Annotated in this window: 11 protein-coding genes, 2 tRNA genes and 3 rRNA genes; 5 read left to right on the top strand and 11 right to left on the bottom strand. The window is 39.5% G+C overall.

Features of this window, described 5'->3' with window-relative positions; genetic code table 11:
• The first annotated feature begins 223 nt into the window (after positions 1–223).
• On the top strand, positions 224–817 hold the full coding sequence (locus tag O6P34_RS10280; RefSeq protein WP_269684419.1) for a hypothetical protein: 594 nt from the start codon (positions 224–226) through the stop codon (positions 815–817).
• Positions 818–1,194: 377 nt separating this feature from the next.
• Here O6P34_RS10280 and O6P34_RS10275 read toward each other — a convergent pair whose 3' ends face one another.
• Positions 1,195–1,773, bottom strand: coding sequence for a lipid-binding SYLF domain-containing protein (locus O6P34_RS10275; RefSeq protein ID WP_269684418.1), 579 nt, complete (start codon positions 1,771–1,773; stop codon positions 1,195–1,197).
• A 200-nt stretch (positions 1,774–1,973) separates the two neighbouring features.
• On the opposite strand from O6P34_RS10275, the gene O6P34_RS10270 reads away from it, so the two are divergent.
• Entirely contained in the window at positions 1,974–2,498 is a 525-nt protein-coding gene (locus tag O6P34_RS10270; protein ID WP_269684417.1) for a GNAT family N-acetyltransferase, read from the top strand.
• 16 nt (positions 2,499–2,514) lie between these two features.
• Here O6P34_RS10270 and O6P34_RS10265 read toward each other — a convergent pair whose 3' ends face one another.
• From O6P34_RS10265 to O6P34_RS10230, 8 genes are all read right to left on the bottom strand, one after another.
• Complete coding sequence (locus tag O6P34_RS10265) at positions 2,515–2,898, bottom strand: DUF3037 domain-containing protein (RefSeq protein WP_269684416.1); 384 nt, start codon at positions 2,896–2,898, stop codon at positions 2,515–2,517.
• Positions 2,876–3,670, bottom strand: a complete 795-nt coding sequence (locus O6P34_RS10260) for a HipA family kinase (protein WP_269684415.1) — start codon at positions 3,668–3,670, stop codon at positions 2,876–2,878. Before O6P34_RS10260 ends, O6P34_RS10265 begins: the two co-directional genes overlap by 23 nt.
• 343 nt (positions 3,671–4,013) lie before the next feature.
• Positions 4,014–4,123: ribosomal RNA gene (gene rrf, locus O6P34_RS10255) — 5S ribosomal RNA — on the bottom strand.
• A gap of 191 nt (positions 4,124–4,314) precedes the next feature.
• Positions 4,315–7,197, bottom strand: a 23S ribosomal RNA gene (locus tag O6P34_RS10250).
• Between the two features lie 137 nt (positions 7,198–7,334).
• Positions 7,335–7,408 (bottom strand) — tRNA-Ala (locus tag O6P34_RS10245).
• Between the two features lie 91 nt (positions 7,409–7,499).
• Positions 7,500–7,573, bottom strand: a tRNA-Ile gene (locus tag O6P34_RS10240).
• Positions 7,574–7,725: 152 nt separating this feature from the next.
• Positions 7,726–9,239, bottom strand: a 16S ribosomal RNA gene (locus tag O6P34_RS10235).
• The 16S, 23S and 5S rRNA genes sit together here with 2 tRNA genes alongside, the layout of an rRNA operon.
• A gap of 831 nt (positions 9,240–10,070) precedes the next feature.
• The gene (locus O6P34_RS10230) at positions 10,071–10,748 is read right to left on the bottom strand and encodes a DUF4294 domain-containing protein (RefSeq protein WP_269684414.1); all 678 of its coding nucleotides are present in this window, start codon (positions 10,746–10,748) and stop codon (positions 10,071–10,073) included.
• A gap of 82 nt (positions 10,749–10,830) precedes the next feature.
• On the opposite strand from O6P34_RS10230, the gene O6P34_RS10225 reads away from it, so the two are divergent.
• Together O6P34_RS10225 and O6P34_RS10220 are read left to right on the top strand one after the other, a co-directional pair.
• Positions 10,831–11,919 (top strand): M42 family metallopeptidase, encoded by a 1,089-nt coding sequence (locus O6P34_RS10225; protein WP_269684413.1) that lies wholly within the window; start codon positions 10,831–10,833, stop codon positions 11,917–11,919.
• 239 nt (positions 11,920–12,158) lie between these two features.
• Positions 12,159–13,046 (top strand): carbon-nitrogen hydrolase, encoded by an 888-nt coding sequence (locus O6P34_RS10220; protein ID WP_269684412.1) that lies wholly within the window; start codon positions 12,159–12,161, stop codon positions 13,044–13,046.
• A gap of 73 nt (positions 13,047–13,119) precedes the next feature.
• On the opposite strand, the gene O6P34_RS10215 is transcribed toward O6P34_RS10220, so the two are convergent.
• Entirely contained in the window at positions 13,120–14,643 is a 1,524-nt protein-coding gene (locus O6P34_RS10215; RefSeq protein WP_269684411.1) for a choice-of-anchor I family protein, read from the bottom strand.
• Between the two features lie 192 nt (positions 14,644–14,835).
• On the opposite strand from O6P34_RS10215, the gene O6P34_RS10210 reads away from it, so the two are divergent.
• Complete coding sequence (locus O6P34_RS10210) at positions 14,836–15,876, top strand: agmatine deiminase family protein (protein WP_269684410.1); 1,041 nt, start codon at positions 14,836–14,838, stop codon at positions 15,874–15,876.
• A gap of 83 nt (positions 15,877–15,959) precedes the next feature.
• Here the strand turns inward: O6P34_RS10210 and O6P34_RS10205 are convergent, their stop codons facing one another.
• Positions 15,960–18,227: a M1 family metallopeptidase gene (locus O6P34_RS10205; protein WP_269684409.1), complete on the bottom strand. Its 2,268-nt coding sequence runs from the start codon at positions 18,225–18,227 to the stop codon at positions 15,960–15,962.
• Positions 18,228–18,322 lie beyond the last annotated feature (95 nt).

The raw sequence follows: 18,322 nt of genomic DNA, 5'->3' as shown, positions 1-18,322 counted from the left end.
AAATGAAATATCACTAAAAGTGGGTATTGCACAATAAGTAGGAATAGTATTATTTTGAGTATATAATTAAACATTTAAAACCCTCAAAATTATGGCTTCTACATCAGAAACAGGACACACAAAAAACGTGGCAAACTTCGAGACACTCATCTCTTTTTGCACAGGCTACGGCGCAACTTACAACCCCTCAAACACCAGCATAGCACTGGCAGCACTCAATACAATGAAAACAAGTGCAAAAGCAACCATTCAAACCGTAAAAACAACCAAAGTTCCCGCAGACAATGCCGAGGGAGTGAGAATGCTGGCGTTCAAACCCCTAAAACCATTAGCAACCAAAGTTTTGGGAGCCTTAAAAGCAGTCAATGCCCCAGTAACCCTGCTCAAAGACGCCGAGACCATCAACAAAAAAATACAAGGCAAAAGCGCCGCTACCGGCACAGCAACAGCAGAGGGAGAAGCAGCCGCCAAAACAATCTCGACCTCCCAACAAAGTTATGATATGAGAATCGATCATTTCAAAAACTTAGTAGAACTCGTAAAAACAGAACCCAAATACATCCCAAACGAAACCCCAATCAAAGTAGTGACCCTCACTACATACATAACCCAACTCGAAACAGCAAACGCCTCCGTAACCGCCACATACACGCCATACAGCAACGCCATGATTGCCAGAAACAAATCACTTTACACCCCAATCACAGGGCTTGTAGACACCGCCAAAGATGTCAAGAACTACATAAAATCCCTCTACGGTTCCACAAGTCCGGAGTACAAACAAATCAGTGGTATAAAATTTACATTCATAAAATAAACACAACACGGGATATCACAATTCCAGACATCCAATTAAAACATAAATTATAAACAAACAAAAAAGGAGTTACTAACAGTAAACTCCTTTTTTATTTAAAAGATTCTTGTGCCTGCAGTTACGATTCTCCTACCTGCAGTTGCGATTCTCGGGGCTGCAGTTGCGATACTCCTGCCTGCAGTTGCGATACTCCTGCCTGCAGTTGCGATTCTCGGGGCTGCAGTTGCGATACTCCTGCCTGCAGTTGCGATTCTCGGGGCTGCAGTTACGATTCTTGTGCCTGCAGTTGCGATTCTCGGGGCTGCAGTTGTGATTCTTGTGCCTGCAGTTGCGATTCTCTCATGCACATTTGTAATTTTCCTATCCGCAAAAGAGTTTTATAAAGAACTAAACTTAAATTTTTGTCCACCAATCGATGCTTCATACATAAGTCCGCCTTTTTGCATGGTAAACACCATGACACCATTGGTATATTTTACATTTGCAGAAGCCCCTTCCGTGACCGCCACTGCCGAAGCTTGTGCAGAAAACTCAAACCGACTCTCTTTAAAACGTTCCATCTCATTTTTTGTTTCAAAGAATATAACCTCCCGATACGCTTGTCCGCCAGCTTGAAACCCAATACTCAATTGCGACAACTTCGCCATACCAATCCTTTTATTATGCTCGTAAACAACACCGTTTCCGGCTGCCCCGCCTATCGCAAGCCCACCTTTCCCCACATTAGGAAAAATAACATAACCATAAGCCTGATCAAAAAGGGCTTTCATCAAAGGATCACTCTTAATAAACTCCTTTTTCGCCGTTTGACTGTCAGCAATAATCTTATTCTTTTTAGCTTCCGATTGTCCAAATACAGGCGTCATGTTCAATACACAAGCCATCACTATCACCCAAATAATATTTAAATTTCTCATAATGATACGGATTAAATTGTTATAATTTTCTTTATCCAAAGTTAAAAAAAATTCAGTACCAATCGATAAAATACTTTGATTATCAATACTTTAACTTTTAAATATAAGAATAAACAACCAAATTACAGCCGCAAAAGAAGCACTCATCCTCACACAGAAGCGCAAGTTCAAAACACAATCATGTTATCCTTTTCTTTATCTTTGAAAACACAAAAAAAATCGGAACACAAAGAAGAATCATGATTACAAAAGCAACACTCAAAGACGTTTCAGCCCTAAATCAATTAATCAATTCAGCCTACCGGGGAGAAACATCCAAGAAAGGATGGACCACCGAAGCCAACCTGCTCGAAGGACTCCGAACCACCGAACAAGAACTTACAGAAACCATACAAGACAAGAAAAATACCATCCTCAAGTTCACACAGAACGAACAAATTATAGGATGTGTGCTACTCATTGAAAAAGAGCAACAATTATACTTAGGAATGCTGACCGTCTCCCCCGATTTACAAAACAGCGGCATAGGAAAACAACTCTTACACCAAGCCGAAACACAGGCTTTGGCACTAGGTTTACCAAAAATAGTAATGACCGTAATATCCGTTCGGGAAGAATTAATAGCATGGTACAAACGCAACGGCTATCAAGATACCGGAGCAAGAGAACCCTTTCCGGCAAGCCACGCACATAGTGCAATTGCAAAAGAACCTTTAGAATTTATCGTATTAGAGAAAAAAATAGAATCGCATATACAATCATAAGAAAAGAGACAACCAATTACAAAACCAGTTCTGCAAACAATCGTTGCGCCGTTTGTTCCAAATCATCACACAAACCAGAATGGGGTCGAGACGTTTGTATCGCAGAACTACGAATAGCAGTCAACCAACGAAACCGGGAAGGAATATCAAACTGACCAATTGGTCCTCCCGTTTTATCACCATGTGCCACTTTCTCAAATGCCAGTAAATTAAAATGCAGTTGTTCCAAATCTAAATCCCCCGAAAACAATTGGAGTTTAGCTTCGTTAATAGAACAAAGTACTTGTATAAACTTCGCTTTCTTACAAAAAAGAATAATACCCACATTGAGGAATTCTTCGCGTTCTACCTTTGGCACAACACGGATTACGGCATACTCATATAAGTGTTTCTCTTGCATTTTGTGCTTCGTTTATAAAAATTTCGGAATGATTCAAACGCGTAATCAAAAACTGAAAATACACCTCCCGAATAGCTTCTGGAGTTTCATCAGTATCTTCCCAAAGTAACCACTCCTCTGGAATCAAATCCACAATAGAGTGCAATACTTCGGCAGTCAATATTTTTTTAAATAAGACATCCGTTTCAGATAATAAAGAAGCCTGAGGGAACAACACATGATCTTTTATCAATGCAAAAGGACTTTGTGCATGATTCTTCCAATTACTCCACGAATGATGAAAATAAAGCGAAGCACCATGATCAATCAACCATAATTCTTTATGCCAAATCAACATATTCGTATTCCTGAAAGTACGATCTACATTAGTAATATAAGCATCTAACCAAACAATTTGAGAAGCCAATTCAGGATCAACAACCGTTACAACGGGATCAAAAGTAATAGCACCGGATAAAAAATGCAAAGCCAGATTAAGCCCCTGACTCCCTTGAAGCAAATCTTGAATTTCTTCATCCCCTTCCGAACGTCCAAAAGCTTCATCGAGATGAGCAAAAACAAGCTCAGGCATTTTTAAATGTAAAGCACGGGCAATTTCGCCACCTATCAATTCGGCAATCAAAGCTTTAACGCCATGACCGGCACCTTTAAATTTCAATACATATTTAAAATCATCATCAGCTTCAGCGAGCGCAGGCAAAGAGCCTCCTTCCCGCAGCGGAGTGATGTATCTCGTAACATTTACAGTTCTAAGACGAAGTGTTTCTCCCATAATCAAATTGAATAAAGCTATAATGCTTAGATACAAACTTACAAAATTGTTATTTCATAAAGTTACATCCCTTATTTTATCTACAAAAAACGCAATGAGATAAAATACAGTTATAAAACAAAAAACCCTATTCCGATAGGAATAGGGTTTTCAAAAGAAAGGCGACATTTGATAGTAAGAGGAGGAAGCCCAGTGGGCTTCAGGTATTTTAAAACTTATTAAAAACAAAAAAGCCTATCTTTTCAGATAGGCTTTCAAAAGAAAGGCGACGAACCGAGGCTTTAGCCGAACACGTCGTTCCTATAAAACAAAAAAGCCTATCTTTTCAGATAGGCTTTCAAAAGAAAGGCGACGACATACTCTCCCACATAACTGCAGTACCATCTGCGCAGGCGGGCTTAACTACTCTGTTCGGGATGGGAAGAGGTGAGCCCCGCCGCAATAACCACCTTAAGGTTGTTAGTCTAAAGTCGAAGGTCTTAAAGTCTAAAGTTGCCTTTTGGACTGTTGACTTTCGTCTTTGGACTGCTCTTGCGTCGAGCAAATATCTTAACATACTGAGATAAAGAAAATAAAAAGTTTATCCTGAACTTGATTCAGGACCTAAGAAAGTTTCTTCCTGCCGATTGCTCGGCAGGAAAAGCGTACATAAGCTTACGGGTTATTAGTACTACTCGACTATGACATTACTGCCTTTACATCTATAGCCTATCAACGTGGTCATCTCCCACGACCCTTAAAAGAAATCTCATCTTGTGGTGGGTTTCGCGCTTATATGCTTTCAGCGCTTATCCCTTCCAAACGTAGCTACTCTGCCATGCCACTGGCGTGACAACAGATACACTAGAGGTTTGTCCAATTCGGTCCTCTCGTACTAGAATCAGATCCACTCAAATTTCTTGCGCCCACAGTAGATAGAGACCGAACTGTCTCACGACGTTCTGAACCCAGCTCGCGTGCCACTTTAATGGGCGAACAGCCCAACCCTTGGGACCTTCTCCAGCCCCAGGATGTGACGAGCCGACATCGAGGTGCCAAACCCCCCCGTCGATATGAGCTCTTGGGGGAGATCAGCCTGTTATCCCCGGCGTACCTTTTATCCTTTGAGCGATGGCCCTTCCATGCGGAACCACCGGATCACTATGCTCTACTTTCGTACCTGATCGACCTGTATGTCTCTCAGTCAAGCTCCCTTATGCCATTGCACTCTACGCACGGTTACCAAGCGTACTGAGGGAACCTTTAGAAGCCTCCGTTACTCTTTTGGAGGCGACCACCCCAGTCAAACTACCCACCAAGCAATGTCCCCCCGATTGGGGGTTAGGCCTCAGATAAACAAAGGGTTGTATTTCAACAATGACTCCACAACGCCTAGCGACGCCACTTCACAGTCTCCAACCTATCCTACACATCATTTATCCAAGGTCAATACTAAGCTATAGTAAAGGTGCACAGGGTCTTTTCGTCCCACTGCGGGTAAACGGCATCTTCACCGTTACTACAATTTCACCGAGCTCATGGCTGAGACAGTGTCCAGATCGTTACACCATTCGTGCAGGTCGGAACTTACCCGACAAGGAATTTCGCTACCTTAGGACCGTTATAGTTACGGCCGCCGTTTACTGGGGCTTCAATTCAATGCTTCTCCGAAGATAACATCTCCTCTTAACCTTCCAGCACCGGGCAGGTGTCAGGCCCTATACTTCATCTTACGATTTTGCAGAGCCCTGTGTTTTTGATAAACAGTCGCCTGGACCTCTTCACTGCGGCCAGCATTGCTGCTGGCGACCCTTCTCCCGAAGTTACGGGTCTATTTTGCCTAATTCCTTAGCCATGAATCTCTCGAGCACCTTAGGATTCTCTCCTCGACTACCTGTGTCGGTTTGCGGTACGGGTACTTATTACCTGAAGTTTAGAGGTTTTTCTTGGAAGCCCTTAGGCGCACTATCTCTTTGTCCGAAGACTCCGAGTACTATCGTATTTCCCCAAGCCGCGTGGATTTGCCTGCGCAGCTTATAGGTAGGTACTTCAACGAACTATTCCGTCAGTTCGCGGCGCTTTCATCACTCCGTCACCCCATCACAGTAATAACTAGTACGGGAATATTAACCCGTTGTCCATCGACTGTCCCTTTCGGGTTCGCCTTAGGTCCCGACTAACCCACAGCTGATTAGCATAGCTGTGGAAACCTTAGTCTTTCGGTGTGCGGGTTTCTCGCCCGCATTATCGTTACTTATGCCTACATTTTCTTTTCTAACCAGTCCAGCATGCTTTACAACACACCTTCTACCCTGTTAGAATGCTCCCCTACCACTTGTAATAAATTACAAATCCATAGCTTCGGTAATATGTTTATGCCCGATTATTATCCATGCTCGTCCGCTCGACTAGTGAGCTGTTACGCACTCTTTAAATGAATGGCTGCTTCCAAGCCAACATCCTAGCTGTCTGGGCAGACAAACCTCGTTCTTTCAACTTAACATATATTTGGGGACCTTAGCTGATGGTCTGGGTTCTTTCCCTCTCGGACTTGGACCTTAGCACCCAAGCCCTCACTGTTATGAAACATTATATAGCATTCGGAGTTTGTCAGGAATTGGTAGGCGGTGAAGCCCCCGCATCCAATCAGTAGCTCTACCTCTATATAACTTTACGCATAACGCTGCACCTAAATGCATTTCGGGGAGTACGAGCTATTTCCGAGTTTGATTGGCCTTTCACCCCTACCCACAGGTCATCCGAAGACTTTTCAACGTCAACCGGTTCGGACCTCCACTATGTGTTACCACAGCTTCATCCTGCCCATGGGTAGATCACACGGTTTCGCGTCTAACACTACTGACTAAAGCGCCCTATTCAGACTCGCTTTCGCTACGGATCCGTGGCTTAACCACTTATCCTTGCCAGCAACGTTAACTCGTAGGCTCATTATGCAAAAGGCACGCCGTCACCCCACGAAAGGGCTCCGACCGCTTGTAAGCGTATGGTTTCAGGATCTATTTCACTCCGTTATTCACGGTTCTTTTCACCTTTCCCTCACGGTACTGGTTCACTATCGGTCTCTCAGGAGTATTTAGCCTTAGCGGATGGTCCCGCCAAATTCAGACAGGGTTTCACGTGCCCCGCCCTACTCAGGATACCACTATCGTTATCTTCTATTACTTATACAGGGCTATCACCTTCTTTGGCTCTACTTTCCAGTAGATTCTAATTCTATCCGCAACAAATATCGTGGTCCTACAACCCCAGTATTGCCGTAACAACACTGGTTTGGGCTAATCCGCGTTCGCTCGCCACTACTTACGGAATCACTTTTGTTTTCTTCTCCTCCGCCTACTTAGATGTTTCAGTTCAGCGGGTTTGCCCACCTATCGGTGTACTATGTCTTCAACATAGTGGGTTGCCCCATTCAGGTATTTACGGATCGTATCGTGTGTGCCAATCCCCGTAACTTTTCGCAGCTTATCACGCCTTTCATCGCCTCTGAGAGCCAAGGCATCCCCCATACGCCCTTATTTTGCTTATTGTACCAACACATTAATTAAAATGTGCCGTTTCTTTTACTTGTCTAATGATAAACAAGCAAAAAATGCTTTCTACTTTTTATTATTTCTTATCTCAATATGTCAATGAACTTTTATGCTGAATTTATTTCAGCATATTGTGGAGAATAACGGAGTCGAACCGTTGACCTCCTGCGTGCAAGGCAGGCGCTCTAGCCAGCTGAGCTAATCCCCCATTTCTAATTTTAAATTATGAATGTTGAATTTTGAATTACAGTAATTCATACTCATACTTCTAAAATTTCCTTTTTTTAAGTCTAAAATAGTTGTCTCGGACAGACTCGAACTGTCGACCCCTACATTATCAGTGTAGTACTCTAACCAGCTGAGCTACGAGACACTCTTTTCTTAAAAATAAAGCCGCTGCTTTGCAACGTCTCTAACGTGTATTATTTGAACTAACAGCAAGAGTAATATAATGTCCTTTTTTGTTTCCAATAGTCTTTTCGTCTTCTTTCTTTAGCGTGCATTAAGCTAACACTAAAGCTCTAGAAAGGAGGTGTTCCAGCCGCACCTTCCGGTACGGCTACCTTGTTACGACTTAGCCCTAGTTACCAGTTTTACCCTAGGCAGCTCCTTGCGGTCACCGACTTCAGGCACCCCCAGCTTCCATGGCTTGACGGGCGGTGTGTACAAGGCCCGGGAACGTATTCACCGGATCATGGCTGATATCCGATTACTAGCGATTCCAGCTTCACGGAGTCGAGTTGCAGACTCCGATCCGAACTGTGACCGGTTTTGTAGATTCGCTCCTGGTCACCCAGTGGCTGCTCTCTGTACCGGCCATTGTAGCACGTGTGTAGCCCAAGGCGTAAGGGCCGTGATGATTTGACGTCATCCCCACCTTCCTCTCAGTTTGCACTGGCAGTCTCGTTAGAGTTCCCGACATGACTCGCTGGCAACTAACAACAGGGGTTGCGCTCGTTATAGGACTTAACCTGACACCTCACGGCACGAGCTGACGACAACCATGCAGCACCTTGTAAATTGTCTTGCGAAAGATCTGTTTCCAAACCGGTCAATCTACATTTAAGCCTTGGTAAGGTTCCTCGCGTATCATCGAATTAAACCACATGCTCCACCGCTTGTGCGGGCCCCCGTCAATTCCTTTGAGTTTCATTCTTGCGAACGTACTCCCCAGGTGGGATACTTATCACTTTCGCTTAGCCACTGAAGTTGCCCCCAACAGCTAGTATCCATCGTTTACGGCGTGGACTACCAGGGTATCTAATCCTGTTCGCTACCCACGCTTTCGTCCATCAGCGTCAATCCATTAGTAGTAACCTGCCTTCGCAATTGGTATTCCATGTAATCTCTAAGCATTTCACCGCTACACTACATATTCTAGTTACTTCCTAATAATTCAAGTCAGACAGTATCAATGGCCGTTCCACCGTTGAGCGATGGGCTTTCACCACTGACTTATCTGACCGCCTACGGACCCTTTAAACCCAATGATTCCGGATAACGCTTGGATCCTCCGTATTACCGCGGCTGCTGGCACGGAGTTAGCCGATCCTTATTCTTACAGTACCGTCAAGCTGGTTCACGAACCAGTGTTTCTTCCTGTACAAAAGCAGTTTACAATCCATAGGACCGTCATCCTGCACGCGGCATGGCTGGATCAGGCTTGCGCCCATTGTCCAATATTCCTCACTGCTGCCTCCCGTAGGAGTCTGGTCCGTGTCTCAGTACCAGTGTGGGGGATCTCCCTCTCAGGACCCCTACCCATCGTTGCCTTGGTAAGCCGTTACCTTACCAACAAGCTAATGGGACGCATGCTCATCTTTTACCGTTGTGACTTTAATAATGTGTTGATGCCAACTCATTATACTATGAGGTATTAATCCAAATTTCTCTGGGCTATCCCTCTGTAAAAGGTAGATTGCATACGCGTTACGCACCCGTGCGCCGGTCTCTAGTTCCGAAGAACTATACCCCTCGACTTGCATGTGTTAAGCCTGCCGCTAGCGTTCATCCTGAGCCAGGATCAAACTCTTCATCGTATATTGTTTGAGATTAGATAAATCTTCTCTCTTTATTTATTCGACTCAAATTCTAGTGGTTTTTTCAAATCTATCGATTCTATTACTCTTATTTTATTTGTTTTGAAATCTCTTTCAAAACGGCTGTCAATTCAATATGTCTAGGAACGTGTCTTATCTTATTTTTCCCTTCTCAATTCACTTAGCGTGTTTCTCGAAGCGGGTGCAAAAGTATAAATTATCTTTTTAACTGGCAAGAAAATTTTGAAGTTTTTTTGAGATTATTTTAATCCCCTTTTCTCCTCTTTCCCTTATCAGTCTCTCAATGAACTTAGCCCGTTTACGGGGTGCAAAACTACAACCTCTTTTCTAATTCTACAAGCTTTTTTGAATCTTTTTTAGAAAATAAATCTTCTAGTTTTATTCCTTTTACTTGTCAACTTATTAATGAACCTATGCGCTGTTGCGGGTGCAAAAGTAACACCTTTATCCGCTTTTACAAACATTTTTAATCCTTTTTTTTGATGTTTTCTTAACTTTTTGTTTAACTACTTGATATGAAGTTTTTTGAGACCTAAAGTTTTTTGTCTTTTTTTAAACAGTACCCTACTTTAAATGAATGTTAGGCTAAAAACTTCAATCTTTCTGTTACAATAACCATTATCTTGGGTTATTTAAAGATAATGGCTATTGCTATATGCGTTAGGGATAGTAGTGAAAAGCCCACAGACAAGTGGAGTGAAACGCAACTTGACGAGGACTTGTAGCGAATAGCCCGACCTTATATATAAATAGGAGTGTTTCTTTTTTGAAACACTCCTATTTATATATAAGGAAACGCCATGATTGCATTTATTTTTTTAATGCGTCGCTCTTGGATTGCCAAGAATCCATTAATGCGTCATAATCTACTGCTGTGGCCGGTTTTTGATTTTGCAAACGACCCGATTCAAATGCTCTAACCAAGATTGTTTCTATTAAAAAGTCTTCGTTTACTTCGTATGGTGCGTATTTAGTTTTCAAATTGATATCAAACATTCGTGCTGTGGCATTAGACCAGAAGGCTTTCCATCCACTTTTTAGTGTGCTTACTAGTTCATAAGTTGTAGTTCCTGTTTGACGATGAATCAACTTTACCAGTATTTGTCCTTGCTTGCGGGATAGTTTTTTGAGTTTAGCTTCAAATTCATTACTAAGGTAGTCTTCTACTATTTTGAAATACTTCTTTTTCTCTTTGCTTGTTTTAAGATTTGACATCCCTCTATTTAAGGATGCCAGTCTTTCGGAAGCTAGTTTTGCATAAGGATAGGTTTTATAGACTCTGTTTTGAAGAATCAAAAATTGCTTTTTGCCTTCAGGATCGAGTTTCTCCTTGTGAATTATAATTTCAGGCAATAAAATTGTGTCATTAAGTATGGTATCATTTTCGGTCAGGACATATCCCATTTTGATAGTATCCTTTTGAGTTACTTGTGCATTAACCGATATAGAAATAAAAAACAAGAATAAGAGAAGTTTAATGATCTTCATATTGAAAAATTTAATTGCCAAAATTATACATTATATATACAACTGTAATGCCAAATTTATAATTTAGCAAAAAAATAATTTTATGAGCACAGCATCAATATTAAAAGAGACTTCCCTTACGTTTTTAGAAAACTACCTTAATAATGCATCACCAACTGGTTTTGAAGCTGAAGGTCAAAAACTATGGATGGATTATATGAAACCTTATGTTGATACTTTTATCACGGATACTTATGGAACTGCAGTTGGGGTAATTAATCCAGAGGCTCCTTATAAGGTTGTTATTGAAGGTCATGCCGACGAAATTGCTTGGTATGTGAACTACATTACTGATGACGGATTGATTTATGTAATTAGAAATGGAGGATCAGACCATCAGATTGCACCTTCTAAACGCGTTAACATTCATACCAAGAAAGGAATTGTAAAAGGTGTTTTTGGTTGGCCGGCGATTCATACCCGCAATAGAGACAAAGAAGAAAACCCTAAAACAAGTAACATTTTTATAGATTTAGGCTGCGAGACAAAAGATCAGGTAGAAAAATTGGGCGTTCACGTAGGATGTGTCATTACCTATCCTGATGAATTTATGATTCTGAACGACAATAAATTTGTTTGTCGCGCCATAGACAATCGTATGGGAGGATTTATGATTGCCGAAGTAGCTCGTTTGCTTCACGAAAACAATATAAAACTGCCTTTTGGACTCTATATCACCAATTCTGTTCAAGAAGAAGTAGGCTTGCGAGGTGCTGAAATGATCACGCAAACCATCAAACCAAATGTTGCTATTATTACAGATGTATGCCACGACTCCACAACTCCCATGATTGATAAGAAAATTGAAGGAGAAACTAAAATAGGTAAAGGTCCCGTGGTGACTTATGCGCCAGCAGTGCAAAATAACTTGAGAGAACTAATTTTGAATACCGCAATGGAAAAAGAAATTCCGTTTCAACGATTAGCTTCTTCCCGTGTTACCGGAACAGATACCGATGCTTTTGCTTATAGCAATGGCGGTGTAGCTTCGGCTTTGATCTCGCTTCCTTTGCGCTATATGCACACCACTGTAGAAATGGTTCATCGCGATGATGTAGAAAACGTGATCAAACTTATTTATGAAACACTATTGAAGATAGAAAACGAAGAAACTTTTTCATACTTCAGATAATCCTGCAGTACTATTAAGGTACGCCAGCATTAAATGCTAATTCACTTACCTCCATTAAAAAGAAATCAGCACCGCTCTTTTTCTTTTAATGGAGGTTTGTCATTAAATAAAATGGTGTATAATTCAAAATCTCAAGTTCTGAAAATACTTCTCCTGAACAGTAATTCATAAAAAATCCAATTCGCATTATCCCTATTCTTTATAAAAATACCTATTTTTGCACTCTAAATTTTTGCCTTATGCCAAACAAGAAATACAAAATAGCCGTTATTCAATTGAATCTCAATGATGTTGCCGAAAACAACCTAAAAAAATGTTTAAGTTGGGTTCGTGATGCTGCAAATCAAGGAGCCGAAGTCATTTCGTTACCCGAATTATACAGCAGTCATTATTTCTGTCAAAGCGAAGATGTTGATAATTTTGCCTTGGCAGAGCCATTATACAGCACTTCTTTTATTGCTTTCAGCGCTTTGGCAAAAGAATTAGGAGTAGTAATCATCGTTCCTTTTTTCGAAAAAAGAATGGCCGGAATTTACCATAATAGCGCTTACATTATAAATACTGATGGTTCCGAAGCTGGATTGTACCGCAAAATGCATATTCCGGACGATCCTCATTTTTATGAAAAATTCTATTTCACGCCAGGTGATTTAGGTTTTAAAGCCTTTCCTACCAATAAAGGAAAAATAGGAACCCTGATTTGTTGGGATCAATGGTATCCAGAAGCAGCCCGATTAACGGCTTTGCAAGGTGCTGATGTGTTGTTTTACCCAACAGCAATCGGTTGGCATCCATTAGAAAAAGAACAATACGGAGAAAACCAACATGGCGCTTGGATGAATGTGATGAAAGGTCATGCGGTTGCCAATGGTGTATATGTTGCGGCAGCAAATAGAATTGGTTTAGAGCAATACTTGCCGGATACAGCTGGAATTCAGTTTTGGGGATCTTCGTTTATTGCGGGACCACAAGGAGAAATTTTGGCGCAAGCCTCACATGACAAAGAAGAAATTTTGATTGCCGAAGTTGATTTAGATTTACAGGAAAATGTACGTCAGAACTGGCCGTTTTTCAGAGACAGAAGAATTGATGCTTTTGGCGATATTACAAAAAGAGCTATTGATTAAACCGTTCTTGCAACCAATAAAAAAGCCTGTTGAGTATTAACTTAACAGGCTTTTTATATTTAAATAAGGAATATTAATTCAAATCCGGTTGAAATATTTTAACAGAACCATCTCCTTCACTACTTACAACAACCAAACTTCTTTTGGTAGGACTCTTTTCAGCAGGAATAAAAAGTAATCCTTCGGGAGCATCTCCGGTTTTTAAACTTTGTAAAAACACTGGAGAAACTGGATTAGTCACATCATAAACCAGTAATGCATCGGCTCTTTCTAAACCTACAAACAGTATATTTTTAGTTCCCATTTTCACAACAACAACCGATTCTGGCTCTACCGATTTGTCATCACTACGTTTATCATCATAAACGCCTAAATCTTGTGCTCTTTTATCTAAATCATTTTTGCTGTCAAATACTATTTTCCCTGTACTTCCATTCCAAATTGAAAATGATCGTGCTCCAAAAGAAACTAATTCGTCAAAATCACCATCTCCATCTGTATCGCCCATTTTAGTATTAATATTCAATCTTCCCATGTTAGTATCAACTTTTAGTGTTGCAGCATTGGGGAAAATCGTTGGGTCAAGAATAACCGAAACATCATTAATTCTTTTTACATCAACAAAAGCACTGTATTCTCTTGCATCACCTTCATTGGCTGTAACAAAATAAGTTGTGCCATTTACTTCAAAATTGCTGATTGCATCAGGTTGAAACATCCCTTTTGCTTTCCAAGGATTAGGCAAAAACCCAGCATCTTTATCGCTAATATCCATTATGTTTTCGGTAAGATTATAATCTTTAAACCCTAATGGAAAAACATTTGTGATTTTTTTAGTCGTCAAATCAATTTTAGCTACACCATTATTTTCCTGCAAAGTTACCCAAGCCGTTTTAGAATCAGATGAAATAGTTATGTATTCCGGCTCAATATCTGAGGCGAAATTATTTGTTGGACTTGCAATTCTAAACCCATTTGCTTTAAGCGTACTCAATTGACTGCTAAAACTGCTGAAATCTAAAGTCGTAACCGCATAATTGTTGCTAACTTCAATTATAGATACAGTTCCGTCAGGATCTTTTGAATAATCATCATTTGGTTCTCCTTCGTTTGCCGTTAAAATAAATTTCCCATCAGCAGAAAAAGTGATCATATCCGGCAAAGCACCTACGGTAATTTGTTTTATTAAACTATAAGTAGTGGTATCAAAAACCAAAACTTTCCCTGAATCCTGTTTGCTTACAGTAGATTCCATCGCAACCGCTAATTTTCCATTATAAGTAGCAACACTATTTGCGGCTCCATTATATGTTACTAAATCTATACTAGCCAGAAGAACCGGAGTAGACGGATTTGATAAATCAATAACATCAATTTTATTAGTACCACTATTATTAACTGTAAATAATTTTTTGCTCACTTCATCATAAGCGCTTATCTCAGCAGCTCCAGTTGCACCAATAGTGATAGTACCAATCTCTTTGAAAGTGGCTGCGTTTTCATTAATTACATTTTCTGAATTTACTTGAGAATTTTCATTTTCACAGCTTGACAATACCATAACAGCCGTAAATAATGTTAAACCATACTTTATCATAATTTTAATTTTAAATTTTACCAAAAATAATTAGTGAGACTTAAGTGTCAATTAAGCCTATATTATGTAATCTTTACTAAAACTATTCGTACTAAATTTAAAAACTCAATTCTAAAATAATTGAACCATTCTAGTATGGCTTTGAATCTAATGATTGATTATATTTGCATCCTTTATATTTAGAACTAATTTATGAGCACATCTAATAGAAGATTTCCTGCTGAATGGGAAAAACAACAAGGTATTTTACTTTGTTTTCCGCACAACGGCAAAGACTGGCCCGGAAAATACGAAGCCGTACAATGGGCTTTTGTTGAATTTATCAAAAAGGTAGCCACTTTTGAACAAGTTTTTTTGGTTGTTGCCGATGAAAACCAAAAAGAGAAAGTCAACACCATGCTGGAGACCGCTCATGTTGCATTAGCAAATGTTTCTTATATTATACACAAAACTAACAGAAGTTGGATGCGTGATTCTGGTCCGATAATCGTAAAAAACGGAAACCAAAGAGAAGCCTTGAATTTTAATTTTAATGGTTGGGCAAAATATAAAAACATTCAATTAGACAAGTTTGTTCCTGCAAAAGTGGGCGAATTTCTAAATATCCCTGTCACATCTGTACTATATAAAGGAAAACCTGTGATTGTTGAAGGTGGCGCTATTGATACAAACGGCTGCGGGACTTTATTAACTTCCGAAGAATGTTTGATGCATCCAGATATTCAGGTACGAAATCCAAATTTCACTAAAGCCGATTACGAAGCGGTTTTCAAAGAATATCTTGGGATTACCAATGTAATTTGGTTAGGCGATGGTATTGAAGGTGACGACACACACGGACATATTGATGATTTATGTCGATTTGTAAATGAAGATACGATTGTGACCATTGTAGAATCAGATTCAAATGACAGCAATTACAAACCTTTACAGGACAATTTAAAACGTTTACAAAATGCAAAATTAGAAAACGGAAAATCACCAAAAATAGTTCAATTGCCTATGCCCAAACGATTGGATTTTGATGGATTACGATTACCGGCCAGTTATGCAAATTTCCTGATTTTGAACACTTGCGTTTTGGTTCCTACTTTCAACGACAGTAACGACAGAATTGCTTTAAATATTTTGGCAGATTGTTTTCCAAATAGAGAAATTATCGGAATTAGTGCTGTAGATTTTATTTGGGGTTTTGGAACTTTACACTGCTTAAGTCAACAAATTCCGGAATAGACGCAGAACTAAAAAATAAAATCCATAAAAAAAAAGACTTGTAGCATAGTACTACAAGTCTTTTTTTTTATGAAATACAATTACTATTTATCTTTTGTAAACGGTATCTTTTTACCATCAGGTAAAACCATATCAAATCCGTTTAAACTATCGTTAAATTCAAATTTAAGTCCTGCCAATTTCGATTCAAAAGTATTTTTTCCAATTGATTCCACCGAAAAACCTGGATAATTAGTTATCAAAGCATTGAGAACACCATTTTTCTCAGAAAAAGTAATTTTTACAGGTGCCATTTTTGTAGAATATATTCCTAAATACCCATCAAGAATAATATCTTTTTCGATTAACCCTTTGTCAGCAGACCAAGTGTTGTTACTTTCATTATAATCCGGAAACACATGATCAGGGTCAATTGTGATGCTTTCAATTTCTTCTGTAGAATTGTGTTTGAAAGACCAATCTATATTTCGCTGCCAAATTTCAACCGGCAATTTTATGCGAGTAATTTTTCCGCTTTTCGTTTTCACGTCTAAAATTATTGGCATGGCCATTTTATCAAAGTTTTCAATCGAAATTACAGCACCTAGTTTAGGATCATTTTTGACATATTTTATCGAATTAATTCCTTGGTCTAAACGCCAATTGTATTGAAACCAACCTCTCCAAAACCAACTTAAATCTTCTCCTGCAACATTTTCAATGGTTCTGAAAAAATCATCCGGTTGTGGATGTTTGTAAGCCCAACGTTCTATATAAGTTCTCAAAGCCAAATCAAAACGTTCTGGTCCTAAAACCTGTTCTCTCAACATGACCAATCCTGAACTTGGTTTAGCATAACATAAAAGACCAATATTAGCTTCCTTCATATTATCCGGAGAACTCATTATAGTCTCATTTTCTGGATTTGTAAAATAATCCGCTTGCTCGTGCAAATCGGATGGTTTTGCTTTGTACTCACCATTATTAAAATCAACCGAACTCAATGAATTGATAAAAGTATTAAAACCTTCATCCATCCAAGCAAATAAACGCTCGTTTGAACCCACAATCATTGGAAACCAAATGTGTCCAAATTCATGATCGGTAACACCCCACAAATCTTCCCCTTTTGACTCCCAACCACAAAAAACAATTCCTGGATATTCCATTCCACCTTCATTCCCTGCTACGTTTGTCGCGGCCGGATAAGGATATTCTAACCATCTTTTCGAATAATTTTCTATCGATGCTTTTGTATATTCTGTAGAACGTCCCCAAGCATCATTACCGGCACTTTCGATAGGATAAACCGAAATTGCCAATGATTTTTTCCCACTTGGTAAATTGATTTTGGCAGCATCTAAAATAAAAGCTGCAGAAGAAGCCCAAGAAATATCGCGGGCATTTTTTATTTTATAATTCCAAGTTTTTGTAGCCCCGGAAACTGATTTTGAAAGGCTGTTCACTTCATCCGCAGAACGAATTAAAACTGTTTTATCACTTAGTTTTGCCTGAGCTAAACGCTTTTGCTCTTCAATACTGTACACTGCAGCAGGATTTGTCAATTCACCGGAACAAACTACAATATGATTTGAAGGCGCTGTAATGCTCACCTCAAAATCGCCATATTCCAGATAAAATTCCGAAGCACCCAAGTACGGATTCACATTCCAACCTCTTACATCATCATACACACACATGCGAGGATACCACTGGGCAATGGTAAAAATTTTGCCGTTTTTAGTTTCCAAAACTCCCATTCTATCCGATCCTTCAAAAGGAGCAATAAATGAAAAGTCAATTTTAATTTTTACACTACCACCTTTAGATTTTAATTCTTGCGGAAGAAAAACCTGCATTCTGGTGTCACTAATCGTGAATTTTGCTTCCGTTTCAGTAGATTTTCCTTTAGTTACTGAAATCACTTTTACCGATTTTATTTTGTGTCCGCCATCAAAAACTTGACCTTGCGCACCATTTCGGCTACCGGTAAGAGGAACAAGTGCATTTCCGCGGGAATCTGATTTGAATAAATTTTGATCTAAATTCATCCAAACAAAATTCATTTTATCCGGACTATTGTTGGTATAGGTTATAATTCCGGTTCCTGAAATTTCGTTGCTTTTTTCATTCAATTTAGCCGTCAATTGATAATCGGCTCTGTTTTGCCAATATTCAGCTCCGGGCTGTCCGCTGGCTGAACGGGTATTTGTTCCATTTTTGGTATAAAAAAATGGCGCAAAAGCATCATGATAATCATACTTTGAAACAGAGTTGTTTGCTGGGTTTAAAGGTGTTTCTTGCGCCCAAACAGACGAAATTGCTACTAATAAAGTCAAGTGTAAAATGACTGTGAAACGGGTGTTTTTCATTATATTTTGTTTATTTCACAAATAAATGAAAAAAAAGAGGATTTTAAACTATTTCTATAAAAATTGAGAAAATCTTAAGACAACAAAATTTGAAG

Origin of the sequence: Flavobacterium lacustre (genome assembly GCF_027474525.2) — a bacterium.
In the GTDB taxonomy this organism is placed as follows: Bacteria; Bacteroidota; Bacteroidia; order Flavobacteriales; family Flavobacteriaceae; genus Flavobacterium; species Flavobacterium lacustre.
The sequence above is the reverse complement of the archived record's forward strand: the minus strand, read 5'-3'. Positions and strand labels throughout refer to the sequence as shown.

Bases quoted from the DNA above. Each gene is read 5' to 3' on its own strand.
- O6P34_RS10280 (WP_269684419.1), top strand. From the start codon at position 224: ATGAAAACAAGTGCAAAAGCAACCATTCAAACCGTAAAAACAACCAAA.
- O6P34_RS10270 (WP_269684417.1), top strand. From the start codon at position 1,974: ATGATTACAAAAGCAACACTCAAAGACGTTTCAGCCCTAAATCAATTA.
- O6P34_RS10265 (WP_269684416.1), bottom strand. From the start codon at position 2,898: ATGCAAGAGAAACACTTATATGAGTATGCCGTAATCCGTGTTGTGCCA.
- O6P34_RS10260 (WP_269684415.1), bottom strand. From the start codon at position 3,670: ATGGGAGAAACACTTCGTCTTAGAACTGTAAATGTTACGAGATACATC.
- O6P34_RS10230 (WP_269684414.1), bottom strand. From the start codon at position 10,748: ATGAAGATCATTAAACTTCTCTTATTCTTGTTTTTTATTTCTATATCG.
- O6P34_RS10225 (WP_269684413.1), top strand. From the start codon at position 10,831: ATGAGCACAGCATCAATATTAAAAGAGACTTCCCTTACGTTTTTAGAA.
- O6P34_RS10220 (WP_269684412.1), top strand. From the start codon at position 12,159: ATGCCAAACAAGAAATACAAAATAGCCGTTATTCAATTGAATCTCAAT.
- O6P34_RS10215 (WP_269684411.1), bottom strand. From the start codon at position 14,643: ATGATAAAGTATGGTTTAACATTATTTACGGCTGTTATGGTATTGTCA.
- O6P34_RS10210 (WP_269684410.1), top strand. From the start codon at position 14,836: ATGAGCACATCTAATAGAAGATTTCCTGCTGAATGGGAAAAACAACAA.
- O6P34_RS10205 (WP_269684409.1), bottom strand. From the start codon at position 18,227: ATGAAAAACACCCGTTTCACAGTCATTTTACACTTGACTTTATTAGTA.